This is a genomic window from Aliamphritea spongicola (genome assembly GCF_017051665.1).
Taxonomy (GTDB): Bacteria; Pseudomonadota; Gammaproteobacteria; order Pseudomonadales; family Balneatricaceae; genus Amphritea; species Amphritea spongicola.
Genome location: NZ_JAFIDL010000002.1, coordinates 362,424 through 382,251, shown reverse-complemented (window position 1 = coordinate 382,251; position 19,828 = coordinate 362,424). Strand labels below are relative to the sequence as shown.

Genomic DNA, 19,828 nt, shown 5'->3' with positions numbered 1-19,828 from the left:
CTCAGAACGATCCGTTCACAATTTAATTTCAGCTTTATATTTAACACTGTCCCTTGCAGTGATTTCGCACGTCTGCACTCCGCTAAAAAAACCAGCACAAAAAAAACGGCACCCCAAAAGAGCACCGTTTCTGTTCATGTATCACTTCTGTTCATATATCACAGTTAAGCTATCAGGCTATACAGAAGCCTGTGCCGCTCCCGCCGAGCCGGTACCTGTCGTGGCAGCCACTTGTTGTGCCGGATTCGGAGTCGTTTGCGGAGAAGTCGCCGACTGAGGCGTTGTCGGTGACGACGGTGCCCGGGTGTACTCATACTCATGCAGAATGCTGTAGTTTTCCTGCATTTCCTTCAGCCGCGCGGCAATGACCCCTTCACTGCTGTGGAAGGCCACACTGTAATTATCGTTGTATTCCTGAATGTATTTGTTCGAGAGCTTCTTCAGGGTTTCAATATGATGAACCCCTTTAGCATATTCCGAAGAACCGACCAGTCCGGCATTCGGCTGAATCAGCTGCAGGAACTTATACGGGTGCGCCGCAAATCCGGAGCCCATGGTCAGTGCCGCCACCACCGGTGTAGTCACAACCGCACGCTGGAACCACTCAGAAAAACGCTTGTGATCATTCACAATAGAGCTTGGTGAATTACGGTTATCCCAGGCTTTCTTTGCACTCTTCAGAGTCTTATTGATCAGGCAACGCTGAATAATGTATTCAACCAGGCTGGCTACCCGGCTCAGTACACCGGTCACGGCACTGACAATGGTACCGGCACCACCGGCAGCATCACCGGCTGCTTCCAGACCAATATTAACCCCGGCAACCACAACATCTTTTATGCCACCGGCAACCCCTTTGGCAGAATGCCGGGCCAGCGCGTTGGCAATGATAGACGGATGACCGCCCAGCAGCTTGACGCCATAACCACTCCACATCTGCTCAATAAAGTCCTTGGACTTCAGAATCGCAGTGCGAACACCCACATAGCCATCCGCCAGTGACTGCACATAGCCCCAGCCAGGAATCAGGTCAGCCAGACCTTTGGCAAAACTGGACGCCGCCCACATGCCAAATTCTGCAATCCACTCGATACCCACCAGAGACTCGCCGTAAACGGTTTTAATCTTGGAGACCATGACACCGAAGTACTCAGACAACTTACGCATGATGTACTGCTTAAATTCGTCCAGCTTGGCATCTACTTTGCCTTTGACTGCTGCCACCTTATCACCCACCGCTGAAACCTTGGCGACAACCTTGCGGCCCTTTTCAGACTTATTCAGCAAATAGGTACAGCCGGTCTTCAGATCAGAAAGCGGCGTAGTATCAACAACGAAAGAACCTACCGGGTCCAGCGAGAAAGAAGGCACCTTCTTAATCTCTGTGTGCGCCAGCATGTACATTGCCCCAAGACGGGCATCGGCCATTTCAGCAACCTGCACACCCAGTGCAGTATTCTGTGTGTTGCCGAACATCTTATCCTGGATTTTGCGTTTTACGAATTTCAGTTTCATATGCTTTGTCTCGGTACTCTGCCAGGATCACCGGCAGCCAGTTGTTCATCCCTGTTTCCGATCGTCCCTGCTCTGCCTGATAGCTCAGCTGAAATCAGGCAGGCGCTGTATTTGCTGCGCCAGAAAATCTCTGGCTGCGGTTGTCAGACCATCATTGTCTGACAACAGAATATTCACTGCTTTAACTAACGCTTCTGAGTCTGACCATTCGGGCTGCAGAAGTGTACGGTTATTCACCAAACTGAGTATTACCAGATATCCATACCAATCATGGAGGATATCCACCGCCCCTTCACCCCTTTGTAAAGCGGGCATACTGTAAGACGGGCTGAAACTGCGGTACGGCAAATCAGCAACCGCAATTCCCGGTTCAGCCGCACTGGCAAAATCCACCAGTACAGGCTCATCGTCCAGCAACAGAATGTTGGCAGGTTTTATATCACCATGGCAGATGCCCAGCCGGTGAAGCTGTTGCAGTGAAAGGTACAGTTTATTTCTGAATTCAGGATGAAATTCAATGTCCTGGCGCAACATTTCAGATAAAGGCTGGCCATTTACCCGGGATGTGATCAGGACTTCATAACCGCCCAGCTGATAATGCCCCCGATACGCCGCACAGCTGCTATAAGAAGCATTTTGTAACCGCTGAAGCCAGTAGGCTTCACGACGGATGCCATAACGGTGTTCAGCGCTCTCAGCGAGCTTCAGACAATCCCAGCGACAAGCCTCAGCATGCCAGGCAACCCAAACCCACTGACTCAGCTGCCGGGCGTCAGACGCCCGGTAGCCAAGCTGAGTAAAGAGCTCGTGGGTCAAGGCTTACAGCCGTTCAGGTAACTGCAGCTGATCAAAGAAACCGACATACAGCGGATTCTCACCGCTTTCTGTCCGGGCCAGCAGGCTGGCAGACTCCTGGCCGTCCTGCCAGGTCAGGCTGTTGGTGCTGCCATCCGGCAGGGATTCACCCTGTAGCTGATCCACCATGCGGAACCAGCTCCAAATACCCGGGAAACTGGCTTCACTGAGCACTTTCGTGCTGCCTTTCAGTTGCAGGCTCAGGGTACGGCTGCTGTTTTCCGACACCGGCCAGTTCATCTTCGCCCACAGTGCCGGGCCATTACGGTAGGTATACAGTGGCTTATCACTGCGCAGGTTGAACTCCGTTACACCGCTGCTCATAGCATCAATCCGCACAGAGAAATTAAACCCCGGTACCCCGTTGTTAAACATAACCGCCTGCACCTGCTTCAGCCGGCCAAGCATCAGCCAGAACTGACGGTTAATGGTGATATCCTGATCCTGCAAAAAGCTCGGTAAGCCCGGATAGATGTTTTCTTTATCGGTAAAATACGGCTCATAGCGCTTGGCAAAGTCACTGATCCGGCCATCCGCCGCAAAGAATTCTTTAAAGGTTGCCAGCGGAATATCCTGATCGGATAAAGGATTCACCGGGTAATAAGGCGCGACACTCTGCAGATAGTCATTCAGTACTTCTGCCTGCCAACGCTGCTGCAGGAACCCTTGTACTTCCAGCATTGCCAGATCATTCAGCTGCCGGGCGGTATGCTCCAGCATATCCCGCACCACACCGTTGTATTTAACCGCGATATCCAACTGACGCTGCAGCGGGTTATTCACTTCACCGTTCAGTTGGCCAAGGAACTTATTACCACGTTGCTTGCTCTGGACACCCTGCTGTAACCATTCCAGCGTGGCGGTCATATGCTGAGTGGCAAACCCCAGCGGGCTAACGCCCTTATCATCCGGTTGTATCAGACGTTTATACGGGGCAAACGGCCGGGCAATGGTTTCCGCTGCCTGGGTAATGCCCAGATGTTTGGCAGGAGTCTGTAAGTCTGCAGGTGCTAACGGATTGTCTGCAGGTGCACCAGCGTCAGCATCTGCCGGCTTAGCTTTCGCGGCTTCCTGAGCTTTTAATACTCCCTCTACTGCCGCCTCCAGACTGGTGTGATAATCCAGCAGTTCATAGACTCTGAGCAACGGCGAGCTGGCGGGATCAGTAGCGGATATCAGTTGCTGGCTAATTTCACTCCAGCCGGTGGTCGGCTGCCATTCAAGGGCGCTGGCAAAACGCTGCCAGTGTTCCACATAATCCCGGGTATAACGCAGGCGCAGCTTACGGTTTATCTGACTGAAATCCTGATTGCCGCTGATATCACCGACAACGTCCTTATAGTCTGCAACCCAGTCATTGGCGAACTCAAAACCGGAGCTGCCCATGATTTCCAGAAAGCCTTCACGGGTGAACATATAAGGCACGTTATAGACGCTGTCATCCTTAAAGGTAAACACGTCATCGTAGTTCTGTCCCAGCTTATCCAGCAGATTCAGTTTCTGGCTGAGGTGCGGTTGCTGCAGCAACTGGGTATACAGCAGGTCCCCCAGATCCTGGGTCGCCAGTGACTGATCCACCAGTTCCAGCAGTTCCTGATTGTCTTTCGGCGGCGCCACTTTAAGGGCAAACAAATCACTCAGCAGCAGCTTGAACTGATTAATCAGGCGGCTGTCGGTCACCCCCTCTTCCTGCAGGGAATTCAGATAGTAATTGCTCAGGCTGTTCACATCAGTGCGCCGGGCATTAAACAACTGCTTCTGCAGGTTATACAACTCAAGGGTCTTAACCTTGTCATCCAGACGGTTATATACGTACAGATCCCGCAGCAGGTAATCCCTCAACTCGATTAACAGCTGATCTTTGAGGGCGTCATCATAGGCACCGTCCACGGCCTTCTTAATGCTCGGATTTGGCAGGAACGACATCGCATACCAGGGCTCCGGCCGGTGGAATATAGCCCGGATCTTACGCAGTTCGGTCAGGTTGGCGATCGGTACCGCCAGCTCATCACTCTGATCCTTATTGTTGATCAGTTGCCGTTTGTAAGCGGTTAGCTGCTGTGCCGCTTCCTGTTCCATCGCCGTGTAGTAATCGTAATTAGCCTTAAACAGCCACAGACAGGCACCCAGCACCGCCAGCAATCCTACCGAGAACACCAGCTTAAGCAGGCTGTAGCTGCTTTCTTTATAGCGGTTAACCCCCACCAGAGACTTTTCAGGCAAGATGTTCTGCTGCATTAACTGCCGGGCAAATAACTGATGAGGCACCACATCATTACCCGCAGGCAACAGGGTGCTGTAGCCCAGCCGGGACGCCAGATGCATGGTCAGACGATCGGTCGGCAAACCTTCTCCGTGGGCATTCACAAAGAAATACCCCCGGAATTGCAGTGCTTCAGTCTGATACTGATTATCCAGGAACAACTGCCGGAAATAGCTGGCCAGATCCGCCTTCAGCAGGCCAAACTGATGAGGCCCGGCAATCACAGCACTGCGGTAAGACTCCGCCAGCTGCGCGCTCAGTGCCGGGGTACTGTTAAGGGACAACTGTTCCTGCAGGGCATCAAAAGATGAATCAAACCACTGGGGATCAAAGCCGTGTTTATCCGCCGGCAGCATTGCCCCGAAAGACTGCTCCAGCTGTTGCTCGTCAAAACTGGCAAAGAACTGACAGAAATCACTGACGGCGGACACTTCAGTGAACAGAGAATACACCGGCAGGCTGACACCAAACGCCTGATTCAGGGTTTTAATAAAGCCCCGCTGCTGTTTCGCCAGCGCTTCCAGCTGATCACTGCTGCGGTTCATGACATCCTGAACCGGTACGCTCAGCAGAATGCCGTTCGCCCCCTGCCGTGGCCGCTGTTTGGCCAGATGCTTAACCAGTAGTTGCTGGCAAAACTCCACGCTGTCGGCATCCGCATCACCGTGCAACTCGATCAGGATGGCGCTTTCATTCAGCCAGAAAGCTACCGGCAATGGCTGGGTGGTCGATTCCAGCTTAATTTTGTCAAAACCCATATGCTGTAACAGCTCAGCATCACCCGGCTCACGGTTAAGCATGAAATACCAGGGCAGCGTATAAGGGGAGCCCCGCAACTGCCGTACATGCTGCCAGCAGGCCTGCAAATGGAGATCAGTCTGTTGCTGCAGATAGTTACGTTTATCTTCCCGCTGGCGCTGTTCAGCATCTTCTTCAGGTGCCTCAGCCTGCCCCCAGAACTTCCAGCTTAAGCCTCCGGCCATCACCGCCAGCAACAGGGCCGTCAGGCCGCTTACAGTCATTTCAACCGGGCTGGCAAAGGTCCAGAACTGCAACAGGTAAGCACCGCCGAACAGGCATACGCCGATCAGTACAGTTACCAGAATAAACGGCCACAACGGGCGGGATTTTTTCGCCACGCTAACCTCCTATTCCTGTACTGCGGAAAATAAAGGCATCACTGACCCCTTCTTCACGGACGGTTTTCATCAGGCTCAGCGCCGCGGTACGGTTAGCGGTCGGTAACAGAATACGGTAACGGCCTTTCCAGTACTGAATTACGGAGCCGCGGGCGCTGAAGTTGTACTTGTCGACCCGGGACTGAGCATCGGCCTGGCGCAGGAATGAGCCGACCTGAACCACCCACACAGGTGTGGCACCGGCAGGCGCAGGTTTGCTGACCGGTTTCGGCGCCGGTTTCGGAACAGGCGACGCCACCGGCTTAAGTTCATCATCAGTACTGACGTACACCACCACATTGTCATCATGGCGTTTTTGCAGCTTATCAGTATATTCCGCCAGCTTGCTGAAACCCTCGGTGCGGGCTGCATAGGTATCCTTGTACCAAAACGACAACCCTACCCAGGTCGCTGCAATGGCAAACATAAACAGCACCGTCAGCCACATAAACGGCATCTGACCGCCTGGACGGGGGCTGCGCCGGGGCTTGGCCGGCTTTTCGGTATGTAACGGAATCTGTAACGAAGGTGCCCGGGTATCCCGCAACACGCTTTCAATTTTGTAGTAGATGCCGTCAATATGCTTCTGGCCGTGCAGGTGATACTGGCCCTTAAAGCCAATTTTCAGCAGCACGTAGATAACTTCCAGCATATCCACCAGCAGGTTCGGCTGGCTGAGGGCTTTTTCTACTACCACGTAGAACTGCTCACCGCCGTCACGCATGCCGAACAGCTCACTGAGCAGGGTCTGGTTTTCCCAGCGGCACTCTTCATTCCAGTCACAGTTAAGGATGAACTCATCCAGCACGATACAGAACAGGAAGCAGGTTTTATCTGCTACAGACGCCGGATAATCCAGCCCGGCGATACGCTGTTTCAGATCGGTAATGGCATTCACCAGTCCCTGACGGAAACGGTGCATGTCATCCGGCCGGGACATCCGCTGCACACTGACGCACAGCGCCAGCGCCTCTGCACAGGCATTGAGTAACGGGTTGGGATACTGGCTGAACTGCTGCAACTGCTGAATATTCTGCAGCTGGTATTTCAGCGCCGGGGCATTTTCCAGCGGGATTAACGGACGTGACTGATCCGTCGCCGGGCTGACAGTATCAGCCTGACGGATGTTAACGGTGAGTTCGTCCAGGTAATCCTGAGTCATACAGGCTTAATCCAGCACATACAGCTTAACGTTAATGTCCGGAATCCGGACATCCACATGCAGCGCCAGCGGTTCACGTTTTTCCACCAGGCTCTGCCAGTAAGGATGATGGGTATCAATTTCGATATAGGCCGCATCAGACTTGGACTTCAGCTCGCTCGGCGCCACCGGCATCGGCGTCAGAGTCACGCCGGAAAGGGCGTTACGCACCACTTCAGCGATCTGGGAAAGGCCACACAGCTTACAGGCGCTTGGTACCAGCTGAGACAGAGCAGCGCTGCCGATACTGGATTCCACACAGAGAATAAAACGGTGACCACTGAGGTTACTGATATCCGCCACAGAGGCCCGTAACAGACGGCGCTTCTCGAACAGGCGGGTATCCCACGGGAATTCCAGTACGCTGTCTTTCTGCACCACCGAGAGCTGTTCCCGCAAACGGGTAAACAGCGGCATAAAACCACGGTGCATGGCATCGTACTGTAACGAGGCCAGCGGTTTGGCAATGGCCGGCACAAAACTGTTCAGTTCCGCAGAAAGCGTTGCCAGCTGCAGATACACTTCGCTGGTCAGGGTCTGCGGATTATCCAGCGTATGGGTCAGCCAGGGAATCCAGCGGTTCAGGGTCTGCAACCAGAGGTATTCACGCAGCAGGCTCTGTTCGCTCATGCTTTGCTGGCCGTTACCGATTCGCTGCTGCACCATGCTGGCACGGGTTTCGATCAGCACCTGCAGCTCCTGCAGGCGCTCGGTTAACAGCGCTGATGCACCGTAGTGCAGACTGGCGGGAATAAAACGCTGATCCAGAATCACAGCACCGCTTTCCCGGCGTTCCAGAATACGGGCGACCGGAATCACTGTCAGGCCGGTGGTGTCTTCCCCTTCCAGAATCAGACGGATATTCGGCCGGGCCACTCTGGCATCAATGCTGTTGGTGCTGGCATCTGAGGTATCAAACAGGGTGATATCTTCTACCAGATGACGGCGTTTTTCCGCCGCCGGGCCATATTCAACTTCACCGTCCACCACCAGAGGCAGAGCCAGAAAGACACTTTTATTCAGGGTATTTTCCGGCACATCCAGCAACAGCTCGTGGTTGCTTTCAAAGTAGGTATTGTCCGGGAAAATGCCTTTGCAGACGGTGACAACAATTTTACCGATTTTCAGCCGTTCACGGTCGATCTGCAGTTCACACAACCCATAACCGTCATGGCCGGCGGCTACGGCATACTGCTCTGCATAGTGGCGGTAATGTCTGTCCTGCTGCTGAAAATGCTGCGGCGAGATAAACATGCCTTCCTGCCAGACTACTCGTTGCTGTCGTCTCACGTGGTACCTCTGCCTAAAATATCGTCTGCCACCAGGACTTCTCCGGTTGCGTTCCAAGACTGACCCGCAGCCCGGCAACCTCTATTCTGAATTCCTGATCTTCATTGTCTTCATCCAGCTTCAGCAGCGCCCGGTTAACGGCATTCTCATACTCGGAAAACTCGGCCAGCACCGCCAGATAACGGCTGCGAAAATGTACATCTATATTGATCTGCTGTTCCGTCGCCGGCAGCACCGGATCCAGATACAGGGTATCCACCAGTGAACTGGCCAGCACCTGCTGATCATTCTGGTAAAGGTCCAGAAAGGCAGCATTACGGAAGCTGCCCGCTTCAGTAAGCTGATACAGGCGCAGCACCACCGGATGGGCGTTTTCACCGCCATAAGGGTTCAGCTGCCCGGCAGTATTAATGTGCAGCACCCGGCTCACCGGCGGCGGGGTTTCCTGTGGCGCGGAGGACGAACAGGCCACCAGCACCAGCGCCAGTAAACTTACCCACAGGGCACGCATTATTTCTTCCTCCGCAGTTCTTCCATAAACAGAGCGGTAAACTGCTGATGGAACTCATTACGGTCGCGGCGACGGCTGAACTGTTTCTTGTATAGCCGCCAGTATTTCTTGTCCCGGTTGCCCCAGCCGGAGGTATATTCGTCGAACATGCCTTCCAGCTGCCCGGGCTCAAATTCTTCCAGAAAACGGTCCAGCGTTGCGCCCAGGCATTCCAGCAGTTTGTCCTGCCCATACATGCCCATCTGCATCTGTTGCTGTTGTTGCAGGCTGCGCTGCAGCTGCTGGATACTGCGGCTTAACTGTGCGGTATCGCCAACCGGTTCGAGATCTTCGCCTTCAAGGGTAACCACTTCTGCCGTACGGAACGGATCAGCAGTCAGCTTTGGTTCCGGGGTTTTCAGTTCCACGGTGTCATCAAACGGATCATGGCCGAACTGATCATCCGCCATGACATTATCCGCAGAGAAACCGGCCTCTTCCGGGGCCTGAATTTCATTGCTGTGAAGGTCATCCAGCGGGGTGCTGAATTCATCAATCTGCAGGTTATCAACTGAAAACACCGGCTCACGGCGTTCTTCAGTCACCACAACCTCTTCCTCTACCGTGTCGGTCAGGAAAGGCACCATATCGCTGAGTAACAGGGTGTAATCACCCAGTTTAAGAATATCGCCGTCGCTGATCTGCTGAGGGATGCCGCGGTTCAGCGGCTGCTGGTTCAGGGTAGAACCGTTGACGCTCAGATCCGTCACCTGAAAACTGCCCTGGGGTGAAAGGTCAATGCGGAGATGTTTTCGGGACAGTTTGCGATCAAAATCCGGTAACACCAGAGTACAGTCATAAGCACGGCCAATCGTGCCGCCGTTGGCGGGCAGAATCACTTGCCGGCTGGGGACCTTCTCGTTTTCTGGCACTTCAACCAGTTGGATGCTTATCGTCATGATTCACTCTTTATACACTGAACCAGAGCAGCGTTGAAGGCATTGAGAAAGTTTGGCCGCTGGTGCAAAAACGTTTTTGAAAAATGCACGCTAAGATCCCGGACTTTATAGGGAATCTTCTTAAACCGCTGGGGGGATACACCCTGATTTTCCATGGCCAGTTCGAAGACGTCTTCATATTCCAGCGCCACGTCCAGATCACCGTTACGCAGCATCCGTAACAGTGCTTCTGCATCCTGTGGTTTTTTCACCACGTTATAGCCGTTCTTTGCCAGAAACAGCCATTTAGAGGTATTAAATTTAGCCCCGTAACGGGCCTGATCTTTCGCCTCTTCACTGGTGACATCCAGCTCGACATTCGGCGCCAGATACCAGCTCAGCGGTACCGAAATCACCGGGGCAGAAGGCACCGCGTAACGGGCTCTTGAACTGTTCGGTGAACCGGAAAAGAAACCGTTAAACTGATTGGTTTCCACCAGTAGCTGGGCCCGGTCCCAGCGCATCAGGTGCAGCTCATAAGGCTGCCCCATTTCCCGCAGGGCACACTGTACCCGCTCGATGGCCTGACCCTTTAACTGCCCTTCTTCAACCATCTGGAACGGCGGCCAGCTCTGGGTAGCCAGCCTGATCCGCTCCTGCGCCTGGGCAGCCGCCGGCAGCAGCATCACAAAGACACTGAGCAGAGCGGTAAACAGGGCTGTAGACGGTTTTTTACGCATAGACATATTGTGTTTGCATTGCGCATCTCTGGCAAGGCCCGGGACGCGCAAACTGCTTATGAAACCGGCACATAGGTGCCATTTCAGGCAATTGTTATGCAAACAGAGACTCTCCGTTGTCCTTAATCGATATCTAACTGCAGGTTGCCCTGCTCCACACTGACTTTAACCGCATTGATGGTCTGGCCTTCGCTCAGACGGGTAATGCACTGCTCCGCCAGTTGTGGCATCAGGGAACGGTTAATGATCTGCTCCACCGCCCGGCCACCGGTGGTCGGGTCTGTGTTACGGGCCACTACCAGGTCCAGCAGGCCCTGATCCCAGTCGAAGCTGGCGTTGTACTGCTCCAGCAAACGCTTACGGATGCGCTTCAGGCTGATTTCGGTAATCTGCATCAGTTCTTCTGCATTCAGCGGGTAGTACGGCACCACCGTGGTACGGCCCAGGAACGCCGGCTTGAAGAACTTCTGCAGTTCCGGACGAATCTCTTCCACCAACTCTGAGTTTTCCAGACGGGTTTCATTGGCATCACAGATATCACAGATCGCCTGATCAGCGGCATTGGAGGTCATGATGATAATGGTGTTTTTGAAATCCACCGTGCGGCCTTCACTGTCTTTGATGTGGCCCTTATCGAAGATCTGATAGAACAGGTCATGAACACCCGGATGGGCTTTTTCCATCTCATCCAGCAGCAGTACCGAGTACGGGTTACGGCGAATAGCTTCCGTCAGCACGCCGCCTTCACCAAAGCCCACATAACCGGCCGGCGAGCCCAGCAGCATGGAGATTTTGTGCTCTTCCTTAAACTCGGTCATATTAATGATGGTCAGGCTGTCTTCCCCGCCAAATACCTGATCTGCCAGTGCCATGGCGGTTTCGGTTTTACCCACACCGCTCGGGCCACACATCAGGAATACACCTACCGGCTTGCGGTTATCCGTCAGGCCGGCACGGGAAATACGGATACTCTTGGCCAGCTCGTTAATGGCCGTTTCCTGACCAATAACCCGTTTGTGCAGGTCATCTTCCATGCTCAGCAGTTTGGCCACTTCATCCCGCAGCATGTTACCCACCGGAATGCCGGTCCAGCTGCTGATAACAGAAGAGATCACCTGCTGATTCACCAGCGGTACCACTAACGGATCGTCTCCCTGCAGGGCTTCCAGCTGATCCATCAATTGCAGCATCTGTTGTTGCTGTTCAGCGCTGACATGATCTTCTGAGTAGGCAGTCTGGATTTCACTTTTAATTGTGCGGATCTGCTCCACCAGTTCCAGCTCCTGTTCCCAGCGGGTTTGCAGGGCTTCCAGCTCAGCATTCATTTCTGCGATCTGGCCGTTCAGTGCCTCAATGGAATCCGCGCCGGTGGTAAATACCGCCTGCTCGGTCTGTTTGGCACTGCGCTCGTTATTCAGATAACGGATCTGCTGTTCCAGATATTCAATGGTTTCTGGCTTGGCGTTCTGGGTCAGGGCGATCCGGGCACAGGCGGTATCCAGCAGGCTGATGGCTTTATCCGGCAACTGACGGGACGGCAGGTAACGGATCGACAGGTTAACCGCCGCCTCAATGGCCTCTTCACGAATAAATACGCCGTGGTGTTCACTCAGGGACTCGCCGATACCCCGCAGCATCTGGATGGCATCTTCAGCACTTGGCTCAGCAATTTTCACCACCTGGAAGCGACGGGTAAGTGCCGGATCTTTCTCGAAGTATTTCTTGTATTCCGCCCAGGTGGTCGCCGCCAGGGACTTAAACTCACCCCGTGCCAGCGCTGGCTTCAACAGGTTAGCAGCGTCATTCTGGCCTTCCGCACCGCCGGCACCGATCAGGGTGTGAGCTTCATCGATAAACATGATGATCGGGATAGCGGAGTTCTTCACTTCGCTGATGACGTCTTTTAGGCGGTTTTCAAACTCACCCTTGATGCTGGCGCCGGCCTGCAGCAGGCCCAGATCCAGCGAGTGCAGCTCGACGCCCTGCAGAGCGGTCGGTACTTCACCGGCGACAATGCGCAGGGCCAGCCCTTCCACCACGGCGGTTTTACCCACACCGGGCTCACCCACTAAAATCGGGTTGTTCTGACGTTTACGGCACAGCACATCAATGGCCTGGCGGACTTCGTCGTTACGTCCGGAAATCGGGTCGATCTGACCATCGCGGGCCTGGGCTGTCAGGTTTACAGTGTACTTATCCAGTGCGCCACCCGCCGCCGGTGCACCACCGGCTGCTGCAGGTGCGCTGCCACCTGCCGGAGCCGCGGTGGTCAGTTTGGAAATCTGCGACTGCAGGGCTTCCAGAGAAACAGTTTCCAGCGATTTGAGCGCCAGCTTCTTAACACCGAAGTGATCGGTCTGCAGCATCGCAAGCACCAGGTGCAGGCTGAGAATCTGCTGATGGCCATAATCCACCGACGCCATCAGCCAGGCGGATTCAATCAGATCACTGATATTTTTACTCAGGGTTGGCTGGCCTTCGCTGCCTTTTGGCAGGGCATTAATCCGTGCGTTCAGCTCACCCAGCAGCTTTTCCTGATCCAGGTTCTGGGCGCTGATCAGTTGCAACAGATGGGTATCTTTTAAGGTCAGTAACTGTACCAGCCAGTGCTCGGTCTCAATGGCAGGTACCTGCTGATTCATCGCCGCACCGGCAGCCTGTTCCAGAGCATTTTTTAATCCTGTTTCCAGCTTGGCAACCAGATTTCCCAGTTTCACCTGTGACATATGCCTGTTCCTTATACTAAAAGTATTTTTCGATACTCATCAGGCCGCGCCTGAGGAGCTAAACAATTCGCTTCACCGAGCCGCACAGCCAGACACCGGTCGGTGCTCAGTTGCGGCTCAGAGATAAATGCCCGTCTGACATGCAGATACAGGCGCAGGTCGTTACTGTCCCGCAGATAGGCGTGACACACTTCCCGCAGTCGCCGGGTCAGTTGCGTGTCATCCTTCAGGGCCATAAATTCAGCCTGACTGCGCGGTTCAATAAGCACCTCCAGCCGCTGAAGATGCAGGGTGCCGACCTTGCCCAGCAACATCCCCTGCCCTAACTGGCTGTTCGCCCGTGGCCCACCGCCTAACCGGGTCAGGGACGAGGCCGGCAGCCTGTGCCGGGTGCTTTCCCCCACACGGACCTGAACCGACAATTCAAAGTAATCTTCCAGCAACTGCTTTAAGCCGCTGAGACTGCGGGCTTTGAGGCCCAGTAAAATGCTGTAGCCCAGCAGTTCTGCATCATCACCGCTGTGCACCGGCAACGCCGCCAGCTTACTCAGTGCCTGACGCTGGCTGACCTGATTAGGCAGCGGGCTGCTCAGCTGTTCCTGTTCGTCCTGCAGCAACAGGTTTTGCTGTTCCAGCGACCGCTGCTTCAGCTGCAGGAAACGGTGGTTAAAGATGTCCAGAAATTCGCTTAATGCATGATCATCCTGATGCAGGCTGTCCAGCAGCGCTTCGTACAGGTAATCCGGCAATACCCCTTTAACCCCGGACAGTGCCTGCAAGCCGAGGCTGATCTTAAAATCACGCCCCTGCTGCTGAATGCTCTGCACTTCGTGGGCATAACCTTCCGGCATAGGTTCGGCGCGCAGCTGCACATCCGCATCCGGCGCCATGCTGCGTAACAGCCTGATGGCCTGCAGAAAATCAAACCGCTTGGGCCGCTGCAGGGCCGTATCCATTACAGACATAACTGGCTCCCGTGTACCCTTGGGAAGGTCTGCCGGAAGCGGTCATCACCAAAGTGACTGACCTCCACTTCAATGAAGCGGTCATAACTGCAGAACTGCATGAACAGGCCGTTCAAAACCGCAGCAAATACTGCGCTCTGGCCGCTCATCACGGCGGCATCCAGCACCACATCCACCCGGGTGCCGGCAGCAAATATGTTCTGCCCGCAAATGGTCATCGGAGCCACCTGCTGCCCATAAGTGACATCTTTAATGCTGTCCGCCTGACGGCAGGTATGACGGTGATTACACAGGGACAGCACTTCCTGCAGAGCTCCCGTGGGATCATCGGTTTGCAGCAGGGACGCAAAATTCGCATTCAGCAGGGCAATAAACCGCCAGTTAAGGGATTCATCCAACACCGGATAATGGGGGGCACTGGGGGCACGCAGCACTTTCAGTTCACCGGGCAGGTCAATTGCGGCCTGACTTTCCGCCGGCGCGCCAGCCTTGATCACACAGGGGTGACGGCCATTACAGCACCACAGATCCAGCGCCAGTACGATGCGGTCCTGCTGTAAATCTGAGTTCTGACAATTAATCGTCAGTTCCATGTGCCGCTGGCCGGTTTTATCCCAGCGCTGCACGGTTTGCCACTGGCGGGCATCCACCGGCTGGCGGTAGCTGCTTTTGTACAGCGGCCGCAGGGGATATTCACCGTCGGAATGAATTTCCCGAACACCGTCGACCGCCACCACTTCCAGATTGCTGTCGGCTTCGCTGTCGGCCATCACCGGTACACTCAGCCGGGAGAAGTCGTAGCTCATCGGTTCGCCGGGCTGCTTAAACAGGTTCAGTGCCGGCACCGTATTCAGGCTGAATACGTCGGTGTTAAACAGCCGTAAAAATTCGGCCGGTAATTCCCGTACATACAGACTCAGCAGTAATTCTGAAACATCCAGACCGGCCATTTCCCGGCCCAGATCAGCGATCCGGAAATAGGCAGCTTTGTCCGGGTAGGTAAAGTAATCCCGCAGCATATCGAAGCCGCCGAACTGATTGCCGTAACGGGGCAGCCAGTTAAATTGCGGGTCAGCAATCCGGCTGTTCATACGGCTGACATCCACACTGCGTTGCTGCTGTTCGCTGATATCAGACAGCACTACCGCTTCCGTCTGGGTCAGCAGTAATTCAATCAGGCTGGCGGAGTTCTGCTCGAACCCACGCACATAAAAATCAAAATGCTCTGTGTCCAGCTGGGCAAAACTGGCTTCAGGATCTGCACAACTGATTTTCAGCTGGATCACCGCTTCAGCATTGCGCACGCTGGCGGGTTTATTCACAAACGGGGCTGTCTGGGCGGACACTTCCGTCAGGCTGAAAGGCTGGATATGCAAATCATCCAGGGTGGTAAACCGGCACTGCTTGCCATCCGGCGTATCAATGGTCACCGGGCTTTTAGCCGGTAAACGTACCGCTTCACTGAGATCTTCAGCGGCGGCATCCAGCTGCAGCGCACAGTAGCTGGGTAATATCTGGTTGTAGCCCGGATACAGGGTCGACAGCAGCCCCTGCACAATTTCCGGAAAACGGTTATCCAGCCGTTCTTCGGTTTTGGCGGTCAGTAACGCCATACCGTCAATCAGGCGGTTAATGTTCGGATCTTCGATGCTGTTCTGGTCGATATGCAGCTTGGCCGCCTGCTCCGGATGGCGCTGGGCATAGGCCGTCATTGCCCGGCGCACATAGGCCAGTTCCCGCTCGTAATAGCGCAATAACTGATCAGACAATATCCTGCCCCTCTAAATCCACTTTCTGGTTTGCCAGGCTGATGTTTGAGTCAAACACCAGTGAATGCACCGTATCTCCGGTGCGTAAGGTCGCCAGTAACGAAAACTCGATGGAGTTCGACTGAGCCTTACGGTCAAACACTTCCACGCTGACACTTTGCAGCCGTGGTTCAAATGCTTTTATCCAGTTGGCCAGCTTATTGGCCAGCTGATCTTTATTTATCTGGCTGCTGATCGACTGCAGACAGTCCACGCCGTAACGCAGGTTTGAACTGTCCAGCTCCGGCAGCCGCTCCCCAAAAGGCAGCAGCGGTGCCTCCGATTCCAGCAAACAGGTCAACTGATGCTGCACCGATGCCAGCAGGGCCTGATGTTCATCCTGATAGTCCTGATCCGCCAGGAAGCTTTCCCAGAAACTCATGCCAGTACTCCGGACTGCAGGTCAGCACCTTCACCCAGATCGGTGGCCAGCACCACTTCGCCAAAGAAGTTATCGAACTGATACTGGGGCTGTAACACCACCTCACAGCTGAAACGTCCCTGGCTGCCGTCCACTTCTTTGATCTTCAGGTCGGACTTCCGTAACGGGTAGCGGGCCAGCGTGGCTTCATCGCCATCAGAAATATTACTGCAGTAGTTATCCAGCCACTGGCTGAGGAACAGCTCACATTCAGCGGCGGTGCGGAAGCTACCGATCATGCCGCGGATCTGTACTTTCAGATAATGGGCAATCCGGCAGACCATTAAAGTGGTCTGCAACTGGCAGATCACCTTGTCCGCATCACTGGTGCGGGATTTCCACACCGAGTTGTTGCCGTAAAAATAAAACTTGTCGGTCAGGCTGCTCTGGGCCAGCGGCACAAAGCCCTGTTCACTGTAAAAACTGGCTAAACGGCCAAACAGCCGGACGTCTGTCACCGGCTTGTTCAGTGGCGAATTCTGCATGGCATTAGGGGGCAAATTCAGCAGTGAACCCTGAAATTTGTCCTGCCAGCGGGACTTCATAAACCCGAACCAGTTTATCCGGTTATATTCACGGATAATGACACTGGCAAAGGCAAACGCCGCATTGCCCCACAGGCCTGGTTTATCCCGTTCTGGCTCATCAAACACAAACCCGATGGGATGGTTTTCATAGGCGTCACGCAGCTTCACCTGAGGCAATACCAGCCCCACAAAGCGCGCACCGACGCTGTTGCGCAGCTGTTGCCAGCCCACATAGTCAGGGCCATCAAGGATCTTGCCGATCCGCTGGGTATCCGATAACCAGTCCGCCCCCGGATAACCAAAAAAGTCCTCCGCCGGTGCCAGCAAAAACGGACACAGACAGATTGCCCCTAACTGCCCCAGCAATTCCAGGGTATAGAGGTCGTCGTAATCATCATCGAAGTCCATTTCCATGGCGACCTGATGATCAATCACGATTGCGCCGAACGGCTTACCGCCCAGCGTATTTAATTCTTTATTGCTGATTTTGTTATACAGACGGCTGTGCTTCAGGCTGGCAGCACTGTTGATATCACGGGCGGTTTCGCGCCAGCTGATATCCAGCAGCTTCACTTCCACACGCTGATAATTGACCGGCAGGGTCACCAGGCTTTGCAGGTTGCGCCAGCGGGCTTCCAGTTCGGAGAACGCCTCATGGTGCATCACTTCAGCAAGCTGGGTGGAGAGTTGCTGATCTAGTTCAGCAATCAGGCGGTTAAGCCCGGACTTTAAACTGGCGGTATTTTGCAGACATGCGTCATCCCACTGACCGATAAGTGTCAGTGCCTGACTCAGGTAATCGTCCTGTTGCGGATCGAGTATGTTGAATGCGTCTTGCCAGTCATTTTGAAACATAAGAATACAAGGCCCGCCGGAAAGCGGGCCCAGTTATCGGCCTTATAGACTCAGATCACAGGAGGCATCAGCCGCCCGGGATCTTGGTTACCATACGAACAGAGGTCGTCAGTTCTTCCAGCTGCAGCCATGGGCGCAGGTGGGCAACTGCCGAGTAAGCACCCGGACGGCCTGGCTGTTCAACCACTTCGATACGGGATTCACATAGTGGCGTCTTGGAACGCTCTGCATTGCCTACCGCACCGGAGTTAGTGTACTGGTCAATCCAGGTTTGCAGGTCACGCTGCACGTCGTTGGCTTCCAGGTTGGAACCCAGCATGTCGCGGCCCATTACCTTCAGGTAATGTGCAATGCGGCTGCTTGCCATGATGTACGGCAGACGGGCAGAAATCGCCGCGTTACCGGTCGCATCCGGATCGGTGTAAGTCTTAGGTTTCTGCGTCGTCTGGCCACCGATGAAGACACCGTAGTTAGTGTTCTTGTAGTGAACCAGTGGCAGGAAGCCCAGATCGCTGAGCTCTTTTTCGCGCTCATCGGTCAGGTTAACTTCAATCGGGCACTGCTGCTGCAGATCGCCGGCATCAGACTGATAGGTCAGGTTAGGCAGGTTTTCTACCTTACCGCCGTTGTCCATACCACGGATCGCGGTGCACCAGCCAAAGGCTGTGTGCGCCTGAGTCATTTTCAGACCCATGTCATAGGCAGCGTTAGACCAGACCAGCTGGCTGTTATCGGTCGGACGCGGGTTACCCACGGCATCTGTACCCAGCTCTTCATAGTTGAAAGCGTTGGTGCTCAGACCTTTGTCGCCGTACGGCAGACGGGCCAGTGTGCGTGGCATGGTCAGGGCAACATAGCGGGCATCATCGCTGGCACGGAATGCATTCCACGCAGCATAGGCCGGGGAGTCAAAACCTGCGGCAACAGGCTTGCCTTCGTCAAAGGTTTCGAAGCTGTCGAATTCGAACATTTCCGGATTCGCAGCCGCGATGAACGGTGCATGGCTGGCAGCAGCGGTTTCACCCATGTAGCGCAGCAGGGCAACATCTTCATCTTTGTGAGAGAAGTTGTAGTCACCGATCAGCAGGCCGTAAGGCTCACCACCGGCGGTACCGAACTCACGCTGATACAGGGCTTCGAATAACGGGCTGCGGTCAACCGCAGGGGCATCTTCAAACTGATCCAGCAGCTCTTCTTTCTGGAAATCCACCATGCGGATTTTCAGGCTCTGGCCCAGTTCACTTTCTTTCACCAGCTTGTTCAGACCACGCCAGGAGCCTTCCAGCTGCTGGAAATCGTCCTGCTGCATGATGGCAGACAGCTGACGGGACATCTGCTTATCGATTTCGCCGATGGCTTTTTCGATAGTCAGGGTCAGGTTCTTATCCCATACCACGGTGCCGCTCAGGGCCTGTTCTGCCAGTACGGAAAACAGTTCTTTGGTGGTATCTTCAGGGGTCTGGGTCGTGGCCGCAATGGCACGGTCCAGAAAGCTGCCTTCTTCGGCGGCTGCTGCGCCTGCGGCGCCAGAGCTTAACTGTTCTTCACTCATGCGTCGTCTCCTTTCGCTTCAATGCCCAGTTCAGATGACAGCGCATTAATAGTGTCGGCACTTTGCAGTACTTCTTTCAGCAGTTTTTCCAGGTCACGGGAACGGTCAGCTTTAGACAGCAAGGTCTTCAGCTGAGCACGGGTATCGGCCAGTTTCTGCAGGGCATCCACCTGGCTGACGATAGCGTCCGGCTCAAAGCTCTTCATGGAATCGAACTTCAGTTCAACACCGATCTGGCTGTCATCATCCGCCAGGGTGTTATCCACTTTCAGTTTCAGCTCCGGACCTACCCGTTTCATGACACTGTCGAAGTTATCTTTATCCACCTGGATAAAGCTACGGTCTTCAACTTCTTCGCGGTCTTCTTTGTGGGCTGAAAAGTCACCCATCACTCCAACAACCAAAGGCAATTCCTTGGTTTCGACCGCTCCGTTTGTTTCAACATCATAGGTGATGCTGACACGGTTTTTGCTTACGCGTTTATGTTGTGAATTTAAGGCCACA

Annotated in this window: 15 protein-coding genes; all 15 read right to left on the bottom strand. The window is 54.3% G+C overall.

The window, feature by feature from the left end; all coding sequences use genetic code 11:
* Positions 1–177: 177 nt before the first annotated feature.
* The 15 genes from JYB63_RS08320 to tssB all read right to left on the bottom strand — a co-directional run bounded on the left by JYB63_RS08320 (position 178) and on the right by tssB (position 19,827).
* Complete coding sequence (locus JYB63_RS08320; RefSeq protein WP_205657396.1) at positions 178–1,515, bottom strand: hypothetical protein; 1,338 nt, start codon at positions 1,513–1,515, stop codon at positions 178–180.
* 84 nt (positions 1,516–1,599) lie between these two features.
* The gene (locus JYB63_RS08315; protein ID WP_205657395.1) at positions 1,600–2,331 is read right to left on the bottom strand and encodes a protein kinase domain-containing protein; all 732 of its coding nucleotides are present in this window, start codon (positions 2,329–2,331) and stop codon (positions 1,600–1,602) included.
* 3 nt (positions 2,332–2,334) lie between these two features.
* Entirely contained in the window at positions 2,335–5,772 is a 3,438-nt protein-coding gene (gene tssM / locus JYB63_RS08310; protein WP_205657394.1) for a type VI secretion system membrane subunit TssM, read from the bottom strand.
* Between the two features lies 1 nt (position 5,773).
* Positions 5,774–6,973: a type IVB secretion system protein IcmH/DotU gene (gene icmH / locus JYB63_RS08305; RefSeq protein ID WP_205657393.1), complete on the bottom strand. Its 1,200-nt coding sequence runs from the start codon at positions 6,971–6,973 to the stop codon at positions 5,774–5,776.
* A gap of 6 nt (positions 6,974–6,979) precedes the next feature.
* Positions 6,980–8,302: a type VI secretion system baseplate subunit TssK gene (tssK, locus tag JYB63_RS08300; protein ID WP_205657392.1), complete on the bottom strand. Its 1,323-nt coding sequence runs from the start codon at positions 8,300–8,302 to the stop codon at positions 6,980–6,982.
* Between the two features lie 13 nt (positions 8,303–8,315).
* Positions 8,316–8,813, bottom strand: a complete 498-nt coding sequence (tssJ, locus tag JYB63_RS08295) for a type VI secretion system lipoprotein TssJ (protein ID WP_205657391.1) — start codon at positions 8,811–8,813, stop codon at positions 8,316–8,318.
* Complete coding sequence (locus tag JYB63_RS08290) at positions 8,813–9,751, bottom strand: FHA domain-containing protein (protein ID WP_205657390.1); 939 nt, start codon at positions 9,749–9,751, stop codon at positions 8,813–8,815. The genes tssJ and JYB63_RS08290 overlap by 1 nt, the downstream gene beginning before the upstream one ends.
* Complete coding sequence (locus JYB63_RS08285) at positions 9,748–10,476, bottom strand: substrate-binding periplasmic protein (protein WP_243431878.1); 729 nt, start codon at positions 10,474–10,476, stop codon at positions 9,748–9,750. The genes JYB63_RS08290 and JYB63_RS08285 overlap by 4 nt, the downstream gene beginning before the upstream one ends.
* A 116-nt stretch (positions 10,477–10,592) precedes the next feature.
* A complete protein-coding gene (gene tssH, locus JYB63_RS08280; protein ID WP_205657389.1) occupies positions 10,593–13,196 on the bottom strand; it encodes a type VI secretion system ATPase TssH in 2,604 nt (867 codons plus the stop codon).
* An 11-nt stretch (positions 13,197–13,207) separates the two neighbouring features.
* Complete coding sequence (locus tag JYB63_RS08275) at positions 13,208–14,161, bottom strand: type VI secretion system baseplate subunit TssG (protein ID WP_205657388.1); 954 nt, start codon at positions 14,159–14,161, stop codon at positions 13,208–13,210.
* Entirely contained in the window at positions 14,152–15,930 is a 1,779-nt protein-coding gene (tssF, locus tag JYB63_RS08270; protein ID WP_205657387.1) for a type VI secretion system baseplate subunit TssF, read from the bottom strand. Before tssF ends, JYB63_RS08275 begins: the two co-directional genes overlap by 10 nt.
* Positions 15,923–16,351, bottom strand: coding sequence for a GPW/gp25 family protein (locus JYB63_RS08265; protein WP_205657386.1), 429 nt, complete (start codon positions 16,349–16,351; stop codon positions 15,923–15,925). Before JYB63_RS08265 ends, tssF begins: the two co-directional genes overlap by 8 nt.
* The gene (gene tssC, locus JYB63_RS08260) at positions 16,348–17,772 is read right to left on the bottom strand and encodes a type VI secretion system contractile sheath large subunit (protein WP_205657385.1); all 1,425 of its coding nucleotides are present in this window, start codon (positions 17,770–17,772) and stop codon (positions 16,348–16,350) included. The genes JYB63_RS08265 and tssC (JYB63_RS08260) overlap by 4 nt, the downstream gene beginning before the upstream one ends.
* A 67-nt stretch (positions 17,773–17,839) precedes the next feature.
* Positions 17,840–19,324: a type VI secretion system contractile sheath large subunit gene (gene tssC, locus JYB63_RS08255; RefSeq protein ID WP_205657384.1), complete on the bottom strand. Its 1,485-nt coding sequence runs from the start codon at positions 19,322–19,324 to the stop codon at positions 17,840–17,842.
* Positions 19,321–19,827 carry a type VI secretion system contractile sheath small subunit gene (gene tssB / locus JYB63_RS08250; RefSeq protein ID WP_205657383.1) on the bottom strand — a complete coding sequence of 169 codons (507 nt, stop codon included), beginning with the start codon at positions 19,825–19,827 and terminating at the stop codon, positions 19,321–19,323. The genes tssC (JYB63_RS08255) and tssB overlap by 4 nt, the downstream gene beginning before the upstream one ends.
* Between the last annotated feature and the right edge of the window lies 1 nt (position 19,828).

Excerpts from the sequence above, each read along its gene's own strand:
- JYB63_RS08320 (WP_205657396.1), bottom strand. The coding sequence starts at position 1,515 with ATGAAACTGAAATTCGTAAAACGCAAAATCCAGGATAAGATGTTCGGC.
- icmH (WP_205657393.1), bottom strand. The coding sequence starts at position 6,973 with ATGACTCAGGATTACCTGGACGAACTCACCGTTAACATCCGTCAGGCT.
- tssJ (WP_205657391.1), bottom strand. The coding sequence starts at position 8,813 with ATGCGTGCCCTGTGGGTAAGTTTACTGGCGCTGGTGCTGGTGGCCTGT.
- JYB63_RS08290 (WP_205657390.1), bottom strand. The coding sequence starts at position 9,751 with ATGACGATAAGCATCCAACTGGTTGAAGTGCCAGAAAACGAGAAGGTC.
- JYB63_RS08285 (WP_243431878.1), bottom strand. The coding sequence starts at position 10,476 with ATGTCTATGCGTAAAAAACCGTCTACAGCCCTGTTTACCGCTCTGCTC.
- tssH (WP_205657389.1), bottom strand. The coding sequence starts at position 13,196 with ATGTCACAGGTGAAACTGGGAAATCTGGTTGCCAAGCTGGAAACAGGA.
- JYB63_RS08275 (WP_205657388.1), bottom strand. The coding sequence starts at position 14,161 with ATGTCTGTAATGGATACGGCCCTGCAGCGGCCCAAGCGGTTTGATTTT.
- JYB63_RS08265 (WP_205657386.1), bottom strand. The coding sequence starts at position 16,351 with ATGAGTTTCTGGGAAAGCTTCCTGGCGGATCAGGACTATCAGGATGAA.
- tssC (WP_205657385.1), bottom strand. The coding sequence starts at position 17,772 with ATGTTTCAAAATGACTGGCAAGACGCATTCAACATACTCGATCCGCAA.
- tssC (WP_205657384.1), bottom strand. The coding sequence starts at position 19,324 with ATGAGTGAAGAACAGTTAAGCTCTGGCGCCGCAGGCGCAGCAGCCGCC.